Origin of the sequence: Pseudidiomarina fusca (assembly GCF_032227045.1) — a bacterium.
In the GTDB taxonomy this organism is placed as follows: Bacteria; Pseudomonadota; Gammaproteobacteria; order Enterobacterales; family Alteromonadaceae; genus Pseudidiomarina; species Pseudidiomarina fusca.
The window spans coordinates 68,188-86,944 of record NZ_JANFPJ010000012.1 but is presented as its reverse complement, the minus strand read 5'-3'; the positions used below and the strand labels follow the sequence as shown (position 1 = coordinate 86,944).

At 51.1% G+C, this 18,757-nt stretch carries 17 protein-coding genes, 1 other RNA gene and 1 pseudogene; 5 read left to right on the top strand and 14 right to left on the bottom strand.

Annotated elements, in window-relative coordinates:
• Positions 1 to 48: 48 nt before the first annotated feature.
• The 7 genes from mraY to mraZ are packed head-to-tail and all read right to left on the bottom strand — an operon-like array spanning position 49 to position 7,529.
• The gene (mraY, locus tag NOG12_RS07625) at positions 49 to 1,131 is read right to left on the bottom strand and encodes a phospho-N-acetylmuramoyl-pentapeptide-transferase (RefSeq protein ID WP_110075954.1); all 1,083 of its coding nucleotides are present in this window, start codon (positions 1,129 to 1,131) and stop codon (positions 49 to 51) included.
• Positions 1,125 to 2,588: a UDP-N-acetylmuramoyl-tripeptide--D-alanyl-D-alanine ligase gene (locus NOG12_RS07620; protein ID WP_313932877.1), complete on the bottom strand. Its 1,464-nt coding sequence runs from the start codon at positions 2,586 to 2,588 to the stop codon at positions 1,125 to 1,127. The genes mraY and NOG12_RS07620 overlap by 7 nt, the downstream gene beginning before the upstream one ends.
• Positions 2,585 to 4,054, bottom strand: coding sequence for a UDP-N-acetylmuramoyl-L-alanyl-D-glutamate--2,6-diaminopimelate ligase (gene murE, locus NOG12_RS07615; protein WP_313932876.1), 1,470 nt, complete (start codon positions 4,052 to 4,054; stop codon positions 2,585 to 2,587). Before murE ends, NOG12_RS07620 begins: the two co-directional genes overlap by 4 nt.
• On the bottom strand, positions 4,054 to 5,823 hold the full coding sequence (locus NOG12_RS07610; RefSeq protein WP_313932875.1) for a peptidoglycan D,D-transpeptidase FtsI family protein: 1,770 nt from the start codon (positions 5,821 to 5,823) through the stop codon (positions 4,054 to 4,056). The genes murE and NOG12_RS07610 overlap by 1 nt, the downstream gene beginning before the upstream one ends.
• Complete coding sequence (gene ftsL / locus NOG12_RS07605; RefSeq protein ID WP_110075958.1) at positions 5,814 to 6,131, bottom strand: cell division protein FtsL; 318 nt, start codon at positions 6,129 to 6,131, stop codon at positions 5,814 to 5,816. Before ftsL ends, NOG12_RS07610 begins: the two co-directional genes overlap by 10 nt.
• Positions 6,121 to 7,071 carry a 16S rRNA (cytosine(1402)-N(4))-methyltransferase RsmH gene (rsmH, locus tag NOG12_RS07600; protein ID WP_313932874.1) on the bottom strand — a complete coding sequence of 317 codons (951 nt, stop codon included), beginning with the start codon at positions 7,069 to 7,071 and terminating at the stop codon, positions 6,121 to 6,123. Before rsmH ends, ftsL begins: the two co-directional genes overlap by 11 nt.
• Positions 7,071 to 7,529: a division/cell wall cluster transcriptional repressor MraZ gene (gene mraZ / locus NOG12_RS07595; protein ID WP_110075960.1), complete on the bottom strand. Its 459-nt coding sequence runs from the start codon at positions 7,527 to 7,529 to the stop codon at positions 7,071 to 7,073. Before mraZ ends, rsmH begins: the two co-directional genes overlap by 1 nt.
• A gap of 193 nt (positions 7,530 to 7,722) precedes the next feature.
• On the opposite strand from mraZ, the pseudogene NOG12_RS13360 reads away from it, so the two are divergent.
• Positions 7,723 to 9,885, top strand: a pseudogene (locus tag NOG12_RS13360) (putative bifunctional diguanylate cyclase/phosphodiesterase); the annotation flags it as partial.
• A gap of 101 nt (positions 9,886 to 9,986) precedes the next feature.
• On the opposite strand, the gene rnpB reads toward NOG12_RS13360, so the two are convergent.
• Both rnpB and rsmI read right to left on the bottom strand, forming a co-directional pair.
• Positions 9,987 to 10,348: RNase P RNA component class A (rnpB, locus tag NOG12_RS07585), an RNA gene on the bottom strand.
• Between the two features lie 11 nt (positions 10,349 to 10,359).
• On the bottom strand, positions 10,360 to 11,208 hold the full coding sequence (rsmI, locus tag NOG12_RS07580) for a 16S rRNA (cytidine(1402)-2'-O)-methyltransferase (RefSeq protein WP_313932873.1): 849 nt from the start codon (positions 11,206 to 11,208) through the stop codon (positions 10,360 to 10,362).
• Between the two features lie 117 nt (positions 11,209 to 11,325).
• Here rsmI and NOG12_RS07575 point away from each other — a divergent pair, with 117 nt between their 5' ends.
• From NOG12_RS07575 to dolP, 4 genes are read left to right on the top strand one after another with little or no spacing between them, the layout of a single operon-like run.
• On the top strand, positions 11,326 to 13,215 hold the full coding sequence (locus NOG12_RS07575) for a penicillin-binding protein activator (RefSeq protein ID WP_313932872.1): 1,890 nt from the start codon (positions 11,326 to 11,328) through the stop codon (positions 13,213 to 13,215).
• 26 nt (positions 13,216 to 13,241) lie between these two features.
• Complete coding sequence (locus NOG12_RS07570) at positions 13,242 to 13,592, top strand: YraN family protein (RefSeq protein WP_110075964.1); 351 nt, start codon at positions 13,242 to 13,244, stop codon at positions 13,590 to 13,592.
• 9 nt (positions 13,593 to 13,601) lie between these two features.
• A complete protein-coding gene (locus NOG12_RS07565; RefSeq protein ID WP_228759495.1) occupies positions 13,602 to 14,183 on the top strand; it encodes an SIS domain-containing protein in 582 nt (193 codons plus the stop codon).
• Complete coding sequence (dolP, locus tag NOG12_RS07560; protein ID WP_110075965.1) at positions 14,180 to 14,743, top strand: division/outer membrane stress-associated lipid-binding lipoprotein; 564 nt, start codon at positions 14,180 to 14,182, stop codon at positions 14,741 to 14,743. Before NOG12_RS07565 ends, dolP begins: the two co-directional genes overlap by 4 nt.
• 113 nt (positions 14,744 to 14,856) lie before the next feature.
• Here the strand turns inward: dolP and NOG12_RS07555 are convergent, their stop codons facing one another.
• From NOG12_RS07555 to petA, 5 genes are read right to left on the bottom strand one after another with little or no spacing between them, the layout of a single operon-like run.
• The gene (locus tag NOG12_RS07555; RefSeq protein WP_153826436.1) at positions 14,857 to 15,354 is read right to left on the bottom strand and encodes a ClpXP protease specificity-enhancing factor; all 498 of its coding nucleotides are present in this window, start codon (positions 15,352 to 15,354) and stop codon (positions 14,857 to 14,859) included.
• An 11-nt stretch (positions 15,355 to 15,365) separates the two neighbouring features.
• Positions 15,366 to 15,995, bottom strand: a complete 630-nt coding sequence (gene sspA, locus NOG12_RS07550) for a stringent starvation protein SspA (protein ID WP_110075966.1) — start codon at positions 15,993 to 15,995, stop codon at positions 15,366 to 15,368.
• A 17-nt stretch (positions 15,996 to 16,012) separates the two neighbouring features.
• Positions 16,013 to 16,759, bottom strand: coding sequence for a cytochrome c1 (locus NOG12_RS07545; protein WP_313932871.1), 747 nt, complete (start codon positions 16,757 to 16,759; stop codon positions 16,013 to 16,015).
• A complete protein-coding gene (locus NOG12_RS07540) occupies positions 16,759 to 18,021 on the bottom strand; it encodes a cytochrome b (protein ID WP_153826439.1) in 1,263 nt (420 codons plus the stop codon). Before NOG12_RS07540 ends, NOG12_RS07545 begins: the two co-directional genes overlap by 1 nt.
• On the bottom strand, positions 18,021 to 18,611 hold the full coding sequence (gene petA, locus NOG12_RS07535) for a ubiquinol-cytochrome c reductase iron-sulfur subunit (RefSeq protein WP_110075969.1): 591 nt from the start codon (positions 18,609 to 18,611) through the stop codon (positions 18,021 to 18,023). Before petA ends, NOG12_RS07540 begins: the two co-directional genes overlap by 1 nt.
• Positions 18,612 to 18,757: the final 146 nt, after the last annotated feature.

Here is an 18,757-nt window from a genome sequence, read left to right as displayed (position 1 = left end):
CCTAAGTTGTGCGTAATAACTGCTGCTGGCTAGTGACTCTAAGCCCCATTAACGGAGCTTTAAGGTCGCCAAGCCAATCAACACAAAAACCAACGATAAAATCCAAAAACGAACAATCACCCGCGGCTCTGGCCAACCTTTGAGCTCATAGTGATGATGAATAGGTGCCATCCGGAATACCCGCTTACCGCGCAACTTGTAGCTACCTACCTGCAACATCACAGAGACGGTTTCCATCACAAACACCCCACCCATGATAAGCAGCACTAACTCTTGGCGTACTAACACGGCAATAACGCCCAAGGCAGCACCTAACGCCAGCGAACCCACGTCACCCATAAACACCATGGCGGGATAAGTGTTAAACCATAAGAAGCCAAGCCCGGCACCAAAAATGGCGGTACAAACAATCAGTAACTCGCCCGACAGTGGCAAGAAAGGAATATTCAAATAAGCTGCAAAGTTGGCGTTACCTGAGGCGTAAGCGAAAATCCCCAGTGCCCCAGCCACCATGATGGTAGGCACAATAGCAAGACCATCAAGACCATCGGTAAGGTTAACCGCATTGCTCGTACCGACTATCACAAAGTACGCCAACAACACGTACAGCAACCCTAATTGCGGCATGACATCTTTAAAGAAAGGCACCAACAGTTGGGTTTCAGCACCCAATGTAGCATGGGCATAAAGCACCACAGCCGCGACTGTAGCGATGAGCGATTGCCAAAAATACTTCCATTTAGCCGGCAGCCCACGTGAGTTTTTCTGCACCACTTTGCGGTAGTCATCAACAAAGCCAACCAAGCCAAAGCCTAGCACCACACCCAACACCACTTGCACGTAGCGATTACTGAGGTCTGCCCACAATAACGTTGAAACCACAATAGAGGCGATAATCAGCACCCCGCCCATGGTTGGGGTACCGGTTTTACTCAAATGTGATTGCGGACCATCATCACGTACCGCTTGCCCTACTTGCAGCCGCTGCAACGCGCGAATCAGCGCCGGCCCCATCCACAACGAGATCAGTAACGCGGTAAGCACGCTCAAAATGGCGCGCATGGTTAAATACGAGAACACGTTAAAGAAGGTCGCGTATTGGGTTAGGTATTCAGCAAGCCACACTAGCATGCAGATGATTCCTCTTGATTATCGCTTGAGCTCGGCGCCAGCTGAGTTTGTAGCGCTTGGATAACTTTCTCCATGCGCGCACTGCGCGAGCCTTTAACTAAAATGGTTAGGGGCTGAGTCTGCTCTGCCGCAATCACCTCAAGTAAGGCGTTAATAACCTCGTTATGAGTGGAAAAATGACGACCACCACGGCCATTGAACAGGCTACTGGCACTTTGACTAAGCACGCCCACAGTGAACAATTTGTCGATTCCTGCCGTAATTGCGTAGGCCCCAATTTCTTCATGGTACTGGCGTGCTTGTTGACCAAGCTCACCCATATCGCCTAACACCATCACCCGTTGGCCCGGGTACACAGCGAGCATATCTAACGCAGCTTTGACTGAGCCCACATTGGCGTTGTAACTGTCATCAATCAGTTGCAACTGTGGGTTCACCGGGATGACTTGCAGGCGCCCGGCAACCGCTTGCTGTTGCCCTAAGGCGGCTTGCACATCAGCCAGCGCACAACCTACCTCAAGCGCGGCCCGGATGGCTACCAGTGCATTGTCAACGTTATGTAAACCTGGCAAGTTCAGCTGAATACGAGCACTCGCTTGGCCTAACTGGCGACAAGTCAGGGTAAAAGCAGCACAACCACGGCTATCTAACTCGATGTCCGTAGCTACCACATCGGGGCCCTGTTGGGCAGTGGCGTGCTCCGCACGGCCAAAGGTTTCGTGCCGACGGTCGGCCAATTGTTGCGCCCAGCCCTCGGCAAATTCAGAATGATACGGCGTAAGCGCTAAGCCATCTGCAGCTAAACCGCGAAAGATCTCAGATTTAGCCACGTAGACACCATGAATACCGCCAAAACCTTCCACATGGGCCGGTGCTACGTTATTGATGATGGCTACATCAGGTTGGGTTAAGCCAACGGTGTAGGCAATTTCGCCCTGATGATTCGCACCTAGTTCGATCACCGCAAATTGGTGCTCTGGTTCTAATCGCAACAGCGTTAGTGGCGCCCCGATGTCGTTGTTGAAATTGCCCGCGGTAGCTAGCACTTTGCCACGTTGTGCCAAGATCGCTGCTAGCATCTCTTTGACGGTGGTTTTGCCACTGCTGCCGGTAATAGCGATGGTTTTGGGTGCGCCTGCGGCTTTGACCGCGGCCCCCAATTGGCCGAGCGCATAGCGTGTATCGCTGACGACAATTTGCGGCACCGGCAAGGGTTGGCCATCAGAGCTTTGCAACGGATGGTCTACCAGCACGGCTACTGCGCCAGCGGCAATGGCTTGCTCCACCAGTTGGTGGGCATCAAAATTGGGGCCCTTCAAGGCAATAAATAAGCTCCCCGGCGCTAAGGTACGGGTGTCTGTACTTACTTGGTCTAGTTCTAAGTGGCCGTTGCTGGTATCGCCTACCAGCTCGCCCGCTACCGCAGCCTTGAGCCAAGCTAGATTCACTCGAATCATGCCAACACCTCCGCCACCCAAGCGCGTTCGTTGTATGGCAAATACTCACGGCCAATGATTTGATAATCCTCATGACCTTTACCAGCCACCAGAATCACGTCATCGGCACCGGCTTGGGCAATGGTTGTTGCCACCGCTTCAGCTCGGCCCATCAATACCTGCACCCGCTGTTGGCGCGGCATGCCAGCTAAAATATCTTGTACAATTTGGGCGGGGTCTTCGGTGCGTGGATTATCATCGGTCACCACCACGCGGTCGGCAAGTTCAGCAGCAACGGCACCCATTTGTGGGCGCTTACCGCGGTCGCGATCACCACCACAGCCAAACACACACCACAGCTGTCCCCGACAGTGACGGCGCAAGGCTGTCAGCACTTGCTGTAACGCATCTGGAGTATGAGCGTAATCGACAATCACCAAGGGCTTACCTTGGCTACCACCAAAGACTTCCATCCGGCCCGGCACCGCGTGTAAGCCAGCACATGCCTTAGCGATGGCGCTGAGGTCATGGCCGAGGCTAGCCACCGCGGCCATGGCTGCTAGTAGGTTGTAAACATTAAAATGGCCTAGTAACGGGGATTGCACCGGTAGACTGACGACCTCGGTCGTGCCAGGTAACCGTGCTTGTACAGTAAAATCGGTGCCAGCCTGAGCATAACCAATCTGGGTTGCCCATAGACTGCGTTCAGCGCTTTGAGGATTTAAACTGAAGCGCCAGCTATCTTGGCGATCAGGCAACCATGCCGCCACCGCGGCATCATCAGCATTTAATACCGCATGGCGGGTATCTAGTTCGGTAAATAAGCGCCGCTTAGCTCCAGCGTAATTGCTCATGGTGCCATGATAATCAAGATGATCGCGACTGATATTGGTGGCTACGCCTACCGCAAACTGAATCGCCTCAACGCGACATTGCACCAAAGCATGAGAGGATACTTCCATCGCCACCGCTTGCGCACCTTCAGCTTGCAACACCCGCAACCGTTGCTGTACCGCAATCGCATCGGGGGTGGTGTGCGTTTCTGGCAACAGTTTGCCACTAAAGCCACTGCCGGTGGTACCAATCACCCCACAGCGTACACCCAGCGCATCTAGCAGTTGCGCCACTAAGTAGGTGACCGAGGTTTTACCATTGGTTCCGGTCACCCCGACCACTTGCAGGTGCTGAGCAGGCTCGCCAAAAAAGCGCGCTGCGATAAAAGAGAGTTGATTCTTTAGACCGGGCACTTCAATCACCCAGGCGCGCCCACGCGGTTGCATCCCTACCGACTCAGACTCGGTAAGCACGACCACGGCGCCGGCCTCAATAGCAGCATCGATATAATCACGCCCATCAACTTGATAACCCGGCACCGCAACAAAGGCATCGCCACTGGCTACTTGTCGCGAGTCTAGCTTTAACCCACCAATCTGCAAGGCTGGCAAGGGCAATGGATAATTTGGCAATAAGCTGACTAACTCAATCATTAGTTACTCCTTGCTCGCAAGAATTCAGGCACGTCCACCCACCCAGCGGCCTTTAATTGGGTATCTTGTAAATGATCTGGGGTGATGTTCAGCATCCGTAACGCATCGCCAACAATCTCCGCAAACACGGGGGCAGATACTTGGCTACCGTAATACTCATCTCCACTAGGTTCGTTAATAGTCACGACGACGGCTAAGCGTGGATTGCTGACCGGCGCGACCCCAGCAAACAGCGTCACGTATTCATCGCCATAACCGCCCGCCACGGCTTTCCGAGTAGTCCCGGTTTTACCGGCCACGCGATAGCCTCTCACCCGAGCACGTTCACCAGAACCGTTGGCTACCACACTTTCAAGCATGGCTAACACCGTATCAGCGGTTTCTTTACTGATCACTTGTTCGCCTACGGGCGTACCTTCGCGTCGCTGAATGGTGAGCGGATAGCGCACGCCGCCATTACCGATAATGGCGTACATTTGTGCCAGCTGTAGGGTGGTCACGGTCAAGCCATAGCCGTAGGACAAGGTTGCCACTTCAAAATCCGACCAACGCTGGCGGCCTTGCAATACCCCAAAGCTCTCACCCAACATGGCGACCCCAGTATCGTTACCAAACCCAACCGCGGCGTACGTATCAAGCATGTTGTCGATACCTGTTTGCAGAGCAATTTTGGCGGTACCTACGTTGCTTGAGGTTTCTAAAATTTCAGTAATGGTTAACGGCCCACGATTTTTCGGGTCGCTTACGCGGCGGCCACCAATGCGCAACCAGCCGGGGCTGGTGTCAATCACTTGATTAGGTTTAATCACCCCATGTTCGAGTGCCGCAATCACTGCTAAGGGCTTCACCGTTGAGCCTGGTTCGTAGGCATCGGTGATAGCACGGTTACGCAACCTATGTGGTTGCGCATCGGCACGGTTATTCGGGTTGTAGGACGGGCTGTTGACCATAGCGAGAACTTCGCCGGTTGTTATATCCAGAATCACCGCAGATCCCGAAGTGGCTTGGTGATAGCGCACGGCCTTTTTAACTTCGGCGTAAGCCAATGCTTGTAAGCGTTGGTCAATACTTAGGGTGAGTTGCTGGGGTTGTTGCGCAGCGGTAACGCTAATTTCTTCAACAACCCGTCCTGCTGCATCCTTGCGATACAAACGTTCACCAGGCACGCCGGTAAGCACCTGATTGTAAATAGCCTCTAAACCTTCAATGCCCAGCCCATCGATGTCCGTAAAGCCAACCACATGGGCGGCAATTTCGCCAGCGGGATAAAAGCGCCGTGATTCAGTTTTAAGATAAACTCCGGGGATGCCTAACTGTCTGACAAACTCAGCTACGCCGGGCGTAACTTTGCGCTCTAAGTAGACAAAACGGCGGTTCGGATCAGCGACCTTAGCCATCAAACTATCAGCATCGGTACGAAAAACTTCGGCTAACGCTAACCAACGCTCGCGGTTATCTAGGCCATGCCCCTCGTGCACGCGTTGGGGGTCTGCCCACACGGTTTGCACCGGCACGCTCACGGCTAGTTCGCGGCCATTGCGATCCATGATTGAACCCCGTTGCACCGTGGTGGTATCAGCCCGCAATGAGCGCCGATCGCCTTCAAAAATTAACCGTTCAGGTTCTACCACCTGAATGTAAGCGGCGCGCGCCACCAAACTGCCAAACACCAGTACCACAATCAATAAGGCAAAGTAAAAGCGCCCCGTGCTTAAATGGGGTTGCGCTTTTTTCAGCACACGCCGATTGCCTTTCGAGGTTAATGCCATGGTACTAGCACCTCCTCATCTGCTTGTGGACGCACCATTTCTAGCTGTTGCACGGCAATTCGCTCCACCCGACTGTGCTCAGTTAGGGTGTTTTGTTCAATCTGTAAATGGCGCCATTCAATATCTATTTGATCACGCTCAGAGAGCAGTTGGTCGCGCTCGGTAACCAGTAAACGATGGCCGTGGGCGACATAAATTACTGCTAATGCGCTAGCTACAAGCGCTAAAAACAGCAACACCAGCAACAAGTGCTGGCGCAAATCATCCACAATAACCATCGATAAAGCTGGTACCCGGCTAGCTTTCATAATCTAACCTCGCGGCAATACGAAGCACTGAACTCCGTGCTCTGGGGTTGGCTTTGATTTCTGCGGCCGAAGGCTTGATGGCTTTACCTACCAAGCGTAAGGTTTGGCCGCGATCAAAATCGGCATCCCGAATAGGTAGGTTGGCAGGAATCGCTTTGCCTTGAGCTTGGGCCCGCATAAACCGCTTCACCAACCGGTCTTCTAAACTATGAAAACTGATCACAGCCAAGCGACCATCAACTTTTAAGCCACCTACAGCCGCAGTAAGCGCTTGCTCAATTTCGTCGAGTTCGCCGTTAATATGAATTCGTATGCCCTGGAAACTGCGTGTTGCCGGGTGCTTATGTTTGTCTTTAAAAGGAACCGCGGCGGCGATCAGTTCTGCTAGTTCGCGCGTGGTGGTTAAGGGCTGCTGCTCGCGTTGTTTCACGATCGCTTGGGCAATGCGCCAGGCAAATCGTTCTTCGCCATATTCGCGCAGCACAAAAGCGATCTCATCGGCACTAGCCGCTGCCAAAAATTCAGCTGCGGTGATGCCTTGGGTGGTATCCATGCGCATATCTAATGGCCCTTCGCGCATAAAGCTAAAGCCACGTTCAGCGTCATCTAGTTGTGGGGAAGACACGCCTAAATCGAATAAAATACCGTCGAGCTGCCCACGCAATTGCTGCGCATCTAGCACCTCGCTAAGCTGTGAGAATGGGGTGTGGATAATGGTAAAGCGCGGATCTTGTTGTAACGCAGCCGCAGCGGCAATCGCAGTGGGGTCGCGATCGAGGGCGAAGAGCCGGCCGTTACTGTTTAATTGAGCCAGAATTGCACGCGAATGCCCGCCTCGCCCGAAGGTGGCATCTAAATAGGTTCCGTCTGGTTTGATGGCAAGAGCATCGAGAGACTCTTGTAACAACACCGAGACGTGTTGTGCAGCTTCTGTTGTCATTATAATGAGAAGTCTTGTAGTCGATCGTTCAGAATGATGTCGTCTTGTTGCTCGGCTTGCATATCTGCCGCTATTTGCTCTTGCCACGCAGCCTCAGACCAAAGTTCAAACTTATTGAGCTGACCAATAATCATGATCTTTTTACTCAGATCCGCATGTTGACGCAGGGTTGGTGCAATCAAAATACGGCCGTTTTTATCCATTTGGCAATCTTCGGCATGGCCCAGCAATAGCCGCTGGAGACGACGCTCGGCGGGGTTCATGTTAGATAGAGTCGTAAGCTTCTGTTCAATCAACTGCCACTGTGGCAACGGATACAACAACAAACAGGGTTGCTTTATATCGATGGTGCAAACCATTTGCCCGTCGCAATCCAACAGCAGGCTCTTGCGATACTTTGCTGGTATCGCCAGTCGGCCTTTGTCATCTAGACTGAGTGCTGCTGCGCCACGAAACATGATAAATGATCCACTTTTTCCCACAAATCCCCACAATGTGACAGTCTAGGTGCCGATCTTTCTACCTGTCAAGGGAAATTACAGAGATTTAACCCCTGCGCCAGGGGTTGACGCTTGGCAGTTTGCATAGCATCATGCAAAAACCCTATATAGTTCAGCGCATAACAATTATAATATGCTGGCTTAAACCCTTATGAAGCAGATAGACCTTGTGAATTACCCAGATCGGCTCAGTGTGCAGTCTGAGCGTTGGCGATTATTGCGGTATTTGGTAGTGGTGCTCTTTATTGCATCCGCTCTGCTTTATGCTGTCTATTTGGTGGTTGATAGCGAGCGCCAGCAACAACTTGAAGTAGAAAAGCGCCGCGCCGCTGAACATTTAAGTAGTATGCGCGGGCAAATCGAACAACGCCTACAAGCCAATATCCTCGCACTACGCGCCTTACGTCCTGAAATCCTCTGGCAAGACACGCCAGACCGGGTGCGAGTACAGCGCATCATGGATGAGTTTTTAGGATCTGACCTAGATATCATGCATCTCGCCTTGGCGCCGGACTTAACCGTACGCTTTATTTATCCGGTTGAAGGTAACCAAAGTCTGCTCGGTTTTAATTATCGCCTCGCCACCGAGCAATACAGCGGTATTTTGCGCGCTATCGCAGCTAAAGATATGGTGGTATCAGGGCCGTTACAGCTGGTGCAAGGACAATCGGCGCTGCTGGCACGTATGCCTATTTTTCATGACGACCGCCGCTTATGGGGCGTGGCTACGTTAGCTATTGATCACAATCACCTGCTTGAACAAGTGGCATTCTATCGGCATCCTAACTACGAATTTGCCCTGCGCCATTTCAATCTGGCTAGCTTAGACCAAGATGTCGCGCAAGAACCGGCGTTTGCCGGCAATAACGATGTCTTTACCAACGATCCTATTCTTACTGAAGTACAGTTTCCGCACGGGCGCTGGCAGTTAGCGGCGTTTCCGCGCGATGGCAGCTGGGTTGCTACCAATGTAGATTTTTGGCTGCACTGGGCGATTGGGATTAGCTTAACCGCCGTGATTTTGATGGCCTTTTTAATGTTGGTGTTCACCCAGCATCGATTACGCGGCGCCATTACTACCATTGCCTATCAAGCCAGGTACGATGGCTTAACCGATTTACCAAATCGTAATTTCTTTCAAGAACAGCTAGGCGCAGCAGTTCGCTCAGCACTGCGCCATGAACAGAAATTTGCGCTATTGGTGCTAGATTTAGACCATCTGCGTGAAATCAATGACGTGCTCGGGCATGAAGTAGGTAACGCCCTACTACAACGAGTGGCAGAGCGGATTCGTACTAGTATTCGTGAAGATGATTTATTGGCGCGTATTGGTGGCGATGAATTTGCGATTGTACTGCGAGATTTAAACGACCCCAGCGAAGCTGAAATTCGTGCCACAGCTATCATGAATGATTTGCTGCACACCTTGGATATTGAGCATAACCACATCAATATGACCACCAGCACCGGTATCGCTATGTTCCCGCACGATGGCCAAGAAGTGCAGCAGCTGATTAAACATGCTGAACTCGCCATGTATGCGGCCAAGCAAGCGGGCGCCATGAGTGTGCACTTTTTTGATGAACAACTACGGCAAAGTACCGAACGCGATATTAATCTGCATCACCAAATCATCAAGGGCATCGAAGCGGAACAGTTTGAGGTGCATTATCAGCCCGTGATTGAAACCGAAACCGGCTTGTTAACCCGCTGTGAAGCTTTGATTCGTTGGACTCACCCTGAACGCGGCGCTATTTCACCGGCTGAGTTTATTCCAATTGCCGAAAAGACCGGTGCCATCATTGGTCTTGGTGCGTTTGTGCTGAGCCAAGTACTCCGCGACTGGAAGAAAATGCATGCCGCCGGTTTAGATTTGTCTATTGCACTGAACCGCTCGCCGCGTGAATTTAACGACCGCCAAGCGGCTAGCCATTGGCTCAACATGATTGCCGCAGCGGATGTGCCTACCAACCGGCTGATGTTTGAGATCACTGAATCTATGTTGATGCGCAACAAAGAGCGACAGTTTGCCAACTTGCGGAAGTTACGTGATGCCGGCGTAAGCTTGGCCATCGACGACTTCGGCACCGGTTATTCCAGCTTAAACTATTTGCGTTCGTACCCAATTGATGTGATTAAAATCGACCGTAGTTTCTTGCATAGCGTGCCCGAACAAAGCCAACAGACGGCCTTAGTAGAGGTGTTGATAAGAATTGCGCACACTTTGAATATGAAGGTGGTTGCTGAAGGGGTTGAAACGGCTGAGCAAGTGGGCTTTTTACAACGCCAGCGCTGCCATTTACAGCAAGGCTTTTTCTATGGTCGCGCGATGCCGCTCAACCAGTTCATTACCTTTACCCAGAATTTTAACCGCGACGTGCTTAACCGCAATGCTGAAACCAGCGCGGAGAATGAGGTGGGAGCCAGCCGATAAGCCGGGTTCTGTCGAGGACAATCATTCGTCTAGCCACTGAGTCACCTCAGCGTTCAAGCAGTCTACCCGGGTTCAACGCGGGCCGCGCCAATGAACCCCTATTTGACCTTGCTCCGGGTGGAGTTTACCGTGCCACGAACTGTTACCAGCCGCGCGGTGCGCTCTTACCGCACCCTTTCACCCTTACCTGATCCTGCCTTAGCAGGCCATCGGCGGTTTGCTCTCTGTTGCACTAGTCGTCGGCTTGCGCCGCCCAGGCGTTACCTGGCACCCTGCCCTATGGAGCCCGGACTTTCCTCCCCCTGTATGTAAACACACAGGCAGCGATTGTCTGGCTGACTCCCGGCGGGCATTCTACTGGTTATCTTGCTCGAGCGCCAGCTGATACAAATTGTTTTTGCGCGCGCCATGAATTTCTGCTGCTAAGGCGGCGGCTTTCTTCAGCGGTAGGTGCTCTCGCAACAGGGTTAACGTACGCAGCGCCTGCGGCGTAACATCCTCCTCGGCTACGGCGGCTGCACCAGCCAAGACCAACACCATCTCACCGCGCTGTTGGTTACTATCAGCCAGTACTTGCGCCTGCACCTCTGCAATACTGCCGTGCAAGTAGGTCTCGAAGGTTTTGGTGAGCTCGCGGCCCAACACCAACTGACGTTCACTGCCAAATTCGCTGATAAAATCCGCCAAACAATCGACAATTCGGTGCGGTGACTCGTAGAACACCAAGGTGCGAGTGTCGCTTAGGAGCCCTTGCAAACGCTTTCGGCGTTGCTGTGGCTTGGCTGGTAAAAAACCTTCAAACGCAAATCGGTCTGTGGGCAGTCCCGCCGCTGACAGGGCAGTCACAAAAGCACAGGCACCGGGTAGCGCCACTACCTTGATACCGGCAGCGCGACATTGTTGCACTAGGACATAGCCAGGATCACTAATTAACGGGGTTCCGGCATCGCTGATCAAGGCAATCGACTGGCCTTGTAATAGCCGTTCTACCACCTGTTCCGCTCGTTGGCGTTCGTTATGCTCATGCAAGGCAAACAACTCATTGCGAATCCCTAAGTGCTGCAATAATTGCCCACTATGACGGGTATCTTCGGCGGCAATGGCGTCTACTGCACGCAAGGTTTGCACACTGCGCTCGGTGATATCGGCTAAATTACCAATAGGTGTTGGTACTATGTATAAACAGCCGTTACTGTCACTCATGTAAACCCCTTGTAAATTACTCTTAGCGTAGGCGAAGGATGGATGTTGTAAGTTGTACCAGCAAGCCCCTCGGTTTATAGTAGAGGCCATTTAAGATATCAGCTAAAGGACGCTATTGTGCCAAAGAAGTTACTCCTGTGCATGGTTATTATTGGCTTAACTGCCTGTGCCAGTGGTCCATCACCTAGCACCAGCGATAGCACTGTGCCTATCTCATCGACTCCTGTGCTGCAGGATATTCCGTCGGCAGCCAATCGCAGCGCAGCAGAGTGGTTAGAGCGCGCTGCTGCCAGTAGCGGTAGCGAGCGCTCCGAGGCCCTGTTACAGGCGGCGTTGCAATTGCAAAAAGACGATGCTTGGCAAGCTAGTGCCGCAGTTATTGCTCAGCTACAACGGTATCAGTCAGAGTTATCCCTTAGCGCGCCACAACAACGCTTCCTAACCTTGTTAGAAGCTCGTTTTGCTGCCCATCAACAACGCTGGCCTTACGTTGATGCCTTGCTGAAGCCCCTATTACAGCCACGGCAAACAACCGACTATAGGATGCAAACCTTAGAGCTGGCATTAACGAGCGCCATTGCCCAGCGCCGCTGGGTGATTGCCGCCAAGTTACAATTACAATTATTAGAGCAGCCGCAATACCAAGCCAGTGCCGGACAGATCTGGGCAGTGCTGCAACATTTACCTGAACCCGCCGCGATTCAGCCACCAGCTGGTGGTTTTCGTAATAAAGTCACGGCCGGTTGGTTACGCTTAGTGCAGCATATTCACGCCAGTGCCATCGATGTCAATGACACTAGCGATGAGACCGGTAGCCAAGTCTCTTTGTTGACCCATTTACAGCAATGGCAAGCAGAGTTTGCTGATCACCCAGCTACGGCGGTTGCGAACGAATTAATGAGCGATTATCAGGCGGGTCTGCAACGGGCGAACTTGGGCCAGCAACAAGCTATAGTGCTGTTGCCGTTAAGCGGGCAATATCGTAGCCAAGGGCAAGCGGTACGCGATGGGATCGTGAAAGCCTTAGCCGCGCAGCCGCAGCTGTCGGCGCGCTTTATTGACAGCAATGGTTTTGATTTTGCGACTTTACCGGGGCTGTTAGAAACCAGCCAAACCGACCTCATTATTGGGCCCCTGTTAAAAGACAAGGTGGCGGAAATGAGTAAGCTAGAGCTGCCTAAACAGCTACGCTGGCTTACCCTGAACGAACTTGAACAAGGCCTGGATAACCGTTTGCCAGGACAAAGCTTTTTTGCCTTAGATACAGAAACAGAAGTGCGCCAAGCAGCCGCACATATTGCCGCCCAAGGCTTTAAGCAGCCGTTGGTGTTGGCGCCGGCCACAAATCGCGGCGAGCAACTGGCGAATGAATTCGCTCAAGCTTGGCTGGAGGCTCAGCCTGACCAAGTAGAGGCCGGCCAAGGTCGCTACACCAACACGGAAGAAATGAAAACAGCGGTACAAGACCAATTAGGCGTCACCACCAGTGAAGCGCGCATTTGGCAAGTGAAAATTGCCGCAGGTAAAATCATCGTCGATAGCCAATACCGCAGCCGCGCCGATATTGATGCCATCTACTTGGTGGGCGGGATTGAACAAACGCGCCTATTAAAACCCTTTATTGATGTGAATATTTCGCCCTTTATGCAGGCGATTCCTGTGTATGCTAACTCTTCTAGCCACACCTTAAATAACGATTTGAGTGAAAACGACCTCAACGGCGTGCATTTTACCGACGCAGAATGGTTGATTCCTGGGCATGCCCAGCAACAACAGCTACAGCAGCTGCTCAGCCAACGTTCTGATTGGGGCTATAGTCACGCTCGTCTTGCGGCGTTTGGCCACGATGCGGTGCTATTGGCGCAGCAATTAAGCCTATTACAACGAGTACCTGGACTATCTCTTACTGGTTTAACCGGACGCTTGCATATCGACCAAGGTCGCGTACAACGCGATTTGGCTTGGGCCAGCTACCAAGGCCATGAGGTGATTGCCGATAACGACTAACAGCGCTTTGGCGCTAAGGACAAGGAATGTCAAAACAAGAAGATGGCGGTTTAGGGGAGGCTCTGGCGCTTGAATATTTGGAAGGTCAAGGCTTACACTTGGTCACCAAGAATTTTCGTTGTGAGATGGGCGAAATTGACCTCATTTTAAAAGAGGGCAAGACTTTTGTGTTCGTAGAAGTTAAAGTTCGCGCAGACGAAACTTTTGCTTCTGTATTGGAACAAATAAAGCCCCAGCAATGTCAACGAATACGACGCTGCGCGCAGTTTTTTTTAATCACCGAAGGGTTAAACGAACATTATACGTCGATGCGTTTTGATGTGGTTGCACTAGTAAGCGATTACAACTCAATGCAATGGCTACCCGATGCTTTTTAAGAGGCTTACATGGATCCCATGCAAGAGCAGATAAAAACCTTATTTACCGAAGGTATTCAGACCCAAATAGCGGCCGCGGATCAGTTGCAAGAGCCGTTGCAGCGCGCTGCTGAATTGCTGGTGGCCACCTTGCTTAGCGGCCAGAAAATCTATTGCTGCGGTGAGGGCATGGCCCATGCCACCTCACGGCATTTTGCCCACATTATGCTCACCGGCTTGAGTTTTGAGCGGCCGCCGTTTCCTGTTACCAGCCTGCATGCGGATTTTGGTGCCAATGATCATCAAGCGGTATTTGCGCAGCAATTACAAGCTGTCGGCCAAGCCAATGATGTGGTGCTGGTGCTTAGTGCGGGCGCACGCGCACCGCGCACCGCTCGAGCGCTAGAAGCAGCCCTCGGACGTAACATGCTGATTGTAGCTATTACGCAAGAGGGCGATCATGACATTGCTGGGTTATTAGGCCCCGACGACGTGGAAATCAGAATACCCACGACGAATATCGCTCGGGCGAGTGAACACCTATTACAAACCGTAAATATGCTTTGCAGTTTAGTTGAACATCAAATTTTTCCACAGGAGATGGATGAATGAAGCGCTATCAAGCACTCTTAGCAGCTGCCACCTGCAGCATCATGTTGAGCGGTTGTGCCGCAGCCTTAGTTGGCGCCACCGCGGTAGGTATTTCAGCCGCTACGGATAGTCGTAGCTTAGGTACGCAGTTGGACGATCAAACCATCGAACTGCGAGTGATTCGTAAGCTCAAAGGTGATAGCCGTTTGGATGACACGCGCATTCAGGTAGTGGCGTTTAATCGTTCGGTGCTGTTGTTAGGCCAAGTCAGCGATAGCTCTTTGTATGATTTAGTCAATCATTTAGTGCGCAACACCGAGGGTGTTAGCAAGGTCCATAATGAATTACGTATTGCGCCTGTTATCGATGTGGCACAAATCAGTAAAGACACTTGGATCACCAGTAAAATTAAGGCCCAGTTAGTTGCTGATGAGAACGTGAAAGCAGTGCACATTAAAGTAATCACAGAGAACAATGAAGTGGCGTTGATGGGTTTAGTTAGCCCAGAACAAGCTCGCCAAGCCATTGATATTGCCCGCAACGTTAGCGGAGTGACGCAGGTCATTGACGCTTTTCAATAAGCGGTTAACGGCGTTATGGCGTTCGGAAAAAGAAAAAGGCGACACCAAGGTCGCCTTTTTTGTCTTTGTCTGATGGGCTAGTTAACGCCGCTTACTTGCCGCTTACTTGCCGCTTATTTAATTACGCGAAGATGAGAACGTTTGGCCGCCTTATTTTTCGCGTTAGCATCGGCGTTAGAGTCAGCCTTACCACTACTAGCAGAATCTTCACTAGAAGCTAGGCTAATGGCGTCACCCTCAACATCATCATCCCCAGCTTGCTCTTCTGCTGCGAGTTCTGCAGCAATCCAAGCCTCGTAGGCAGGCTCTGCTTCAAACATGGTACCGGCACCATTCTCGCGGGCGTATAAGGCCACTACGGCGGCCATGGGCACCACTACATGATGAGGTTTACCAGAGAAGCGCGCATGAAAGCTAATTTGCTCATTCGAGATAGCAAACTGGCCAACAGCAGTAGGCGTGATGTTCAGAATGATCTGGCCATCTTCAACAAACTCCCACGGTAATTGGCAATGGGGCACAGTTGCCGCGACCACCAAGTGGGGGGTGAGCTGATTATCCAACAGCCAATCGTAAATCGCCCGTACTAGGTACGGGCGACGAGGGGTCATAACCGGCTCACTCACCGGCCTAACTCACGTTCACTGTCAGTCAGTGATTCTTGGAAAGAGTCGCGCTCAAAAACCCGTACCATATAGGCTTTTACCGCTTTCGCACCGGTACCTTCAAGTTCGATGCCATAGCTAGGCAAACGCCATAACAGCGGAGCTAGGTAGCAATCAACTAAGCTGAATTCTTCGCTCATAAAGAACGGCGTATCAGCAAAGATAGGGGCTAACGCTAAAATACCTTCACGCAATTCTTGGCGCGCCGCGTCCGCATTCTTGCCACCAGCAAGAATGGCATCAGCGAGCGCATACCAATCACGATCAATACGGTACATCATCAAGCGGCTGGTACCACGGGCTACCGGGTACACTGGCATCAATGGCGGATGCGGGAAACGCTCATCTAGATACTCCATGATGATGTGGGCGTTATACAACACCAACTCACGGTCTAGTAAAGTCGGTAACGCATCAGCGTATGGGTTTAGCTGAATTAAGTCTTCCGGACGATTGTCTGGATCGACATAAATTATCTCTACGCCCACTCCTTTTTCCGCTAATACGATTCGGGCTTGATGACTACGTAAGTCATTTTGGCCCGAGAATAAGGTCATTACCGACCGTTTGTTTGCCGCAACCGACATATTACTCTCCATCAAACTTACTTCACGTCTCTGAAGAATTCGCGCTTAAGTAGCACTGCGAATACTAAGAAGACCAATAAGAAACCGAAGACATACCAACCGATTTTGCGTTGTTGCAACATCATCGGCTCGCCGGTGTAGACCAAGAAATTAGTCAGGTCTAGCATGGCTTGGTCGTACTCAGCTTCTGTTAGCATGCCGCTGCCATCAGTTTTGATGCCAACGTACACATCTTTCATTTCACCGTCGATAAGCTTTGCTTCGGTAGTTTTGCGTGGCACACCTTGCAACTCTTGCAACACGTGCGGCATACCTACGTTAGGGAAGACGGTATTGTTAACGCCAAACGGACGGGTCTCATCTACGTAGAACGAGCGTAGATAGGTATAAATCCAATCAGCGCCACGTACCCGTGCAACCAAAGTTAAATCAGGTGCTGCAGTACCAAACCAGTTACCAGCATCTTCAGTGGCCATCGCGTTGGTGATTAAATCACCTACTTTCTCGCCAGTGAATTGCAAGTTCTCAACACCCAAGTCTTCAGGGATCTCAAGATCTTTGAAGGTACGGTTGTAACGCTGGTATTGCATTGAGTGACAACCCAAGCAGTAGTTCATGAACAACTGTGCGCCGCGTTGCATGGACGCTTTATCATGCATGTCTACTTCTGCTTTATCGAGGGGTACTGTCGGGCCAGCCGCTAACGTTGCGACCGACCACAGTGATGCTGCTACCAGCAGAGTATTTTTAAGAAACTGTTTCATCACTTAGTAATCCTCTCTGGAACTGGTTTTGTGTTTTCGTTTTTGCTGTAGAAGAACAGCAGTACGAAGAACGCAAAATACAAGAAAGTGAACACTCGAGCAAAGAAGGTATAAACCTCAGTTGCCGGCTTCAAGCCTAAGTAACCCAGTGCAATAAAGCTGATTGCAAATACCGTTAGGTTAAATTTGTGGAAGCCACTACGGTAGCGCACTGAACGCACTTTACCGCGGTCTAACCATGGCAATACAAACAAGGCTACGATTGCACCGAACATCAAGATAACACCTAATAACTTATCTGGTACCGCACGCAAAATCGCATAGAACGGCGTGAAATACCAAACGGGTGCAATGTGCGCTGGTGTTTTCAGTGGGTTCGCAGCTTCAAAGTTAGGTGGCTCTAGGAATAGGCCGCCCATGGCTGGAGCAAAGAAAATCACGTAGCAGAAGAAGAACAAGAAGATAGCTACACCTACCAAATCTTTCACGATGTAATACGGGAAGAATGGGAAAGCATCAACAATGTCGTACTTCTTGGTGAAGCGCTCATGGAACTGGAACTTCGGCTTTTCAGACTCAGGTACAGAACCTTTTGGCTTCTTAATCGAAATACCCTCTGGGTTGTTCGAGCCAACTTCGTGTAAGGCGATAATGTGTAAGAACACCAAAATCACTAACACTAATGGCAGCGCGATCACATGTAAGGCAAAGAAGCGGTTTAGAGTGGCACCGGAGATAACGTAGTCACCTCGAATCCATAGGGTTAAATCATCGCCAACAAACGGAATAGCACCGAACAGCGAGATAATAACCTGAGCACCCCAGTATGACATTTGCCCCCATGGTAACAGGTAGCCCATAAAGGCTTCTGCCATTAACACCAAGAAGATCAGCATACCGAACACCCATAGTAATTCACGAGGTTTCTGGTAAGAGCCGTACATCATGCCGCGGAACATGTGCAAATACACCACCACGAAGAAGGCGGAAGCACCCGTTGAGTGCATGTAACGTAGCAACCAACCGTATTCAATGTCACGCATGATGAATTCAACAGAAGCAAACGCGCCTTCTGCAGAAGGAACATAGTTCATGGTTAACCATACCCCGGTAAGGATTTGGTTAACTAACACCAACGTTGCTAGCACCCCGAAGATGTACCAGAAGTTGAAGTTTTTCGGAGCTGGATATTGCGCTAAGTGGATATTCCACGTTTTGGTCATCGGAATGCGTTCGTCAAACCAGGCGATGAGTTTGTTCATTAGGCTTGCTCCCCGTCTTCACCCACCAAGATGGTTGTGTCATTGATGTAGTAATGAGGTGGAACCACTAGGTTGTATGGTGCCGGAACACCTTGGAATACGCGGCCAGCAATATCAAAGGTTGAACCGTGACATGGGCAGAAGAAACCTGATTTAGCTTCTTCAATGTAGTCACTAAAGCCAACATCTAAGAATTGCGGTGAGCAACCTAAGTGGGTACAAATACCAACGGCCACAAAGAATTCTTCTTTGCGTGAGCGATGCAAGTTCTTGGCATACTCGGGCTGTTGTGGTTCATCAGAATTTGGGTCACGTAAACGGTCGTTAACCGCTTCTAACGATGCCAACATTTCAGGGGTACGACGTACCACCCAAACTGGCTGGCCTCGCCATTCAACACGAATCAATTGACCCGGCTCGGCTTTTCCAATGTTCACTTCCACTGGGGCACCCGCGTTTTTGGCTTTCTCACTTGGGTTCCATGATGCAATGAAAGGAACGGCAACGCCAACCGCACCAGCAGCCCCGACAACAGATGTCGCGACAGTTAGGAAACGACGGCGGCCTTTATCTACAGGCGCATTGCTCATCCACTTACTCTCCGTTTGGACGCTTCACGAAACTTAGCCGTGAAGTCAGTAATTAGCTACTGCGTAGGTTCCCATTAAGACGAATGATGCTCGTTTTAAGGGAATCGGCAAAAAATGCCTTCAGATGATAAAGAAATACCCTGATT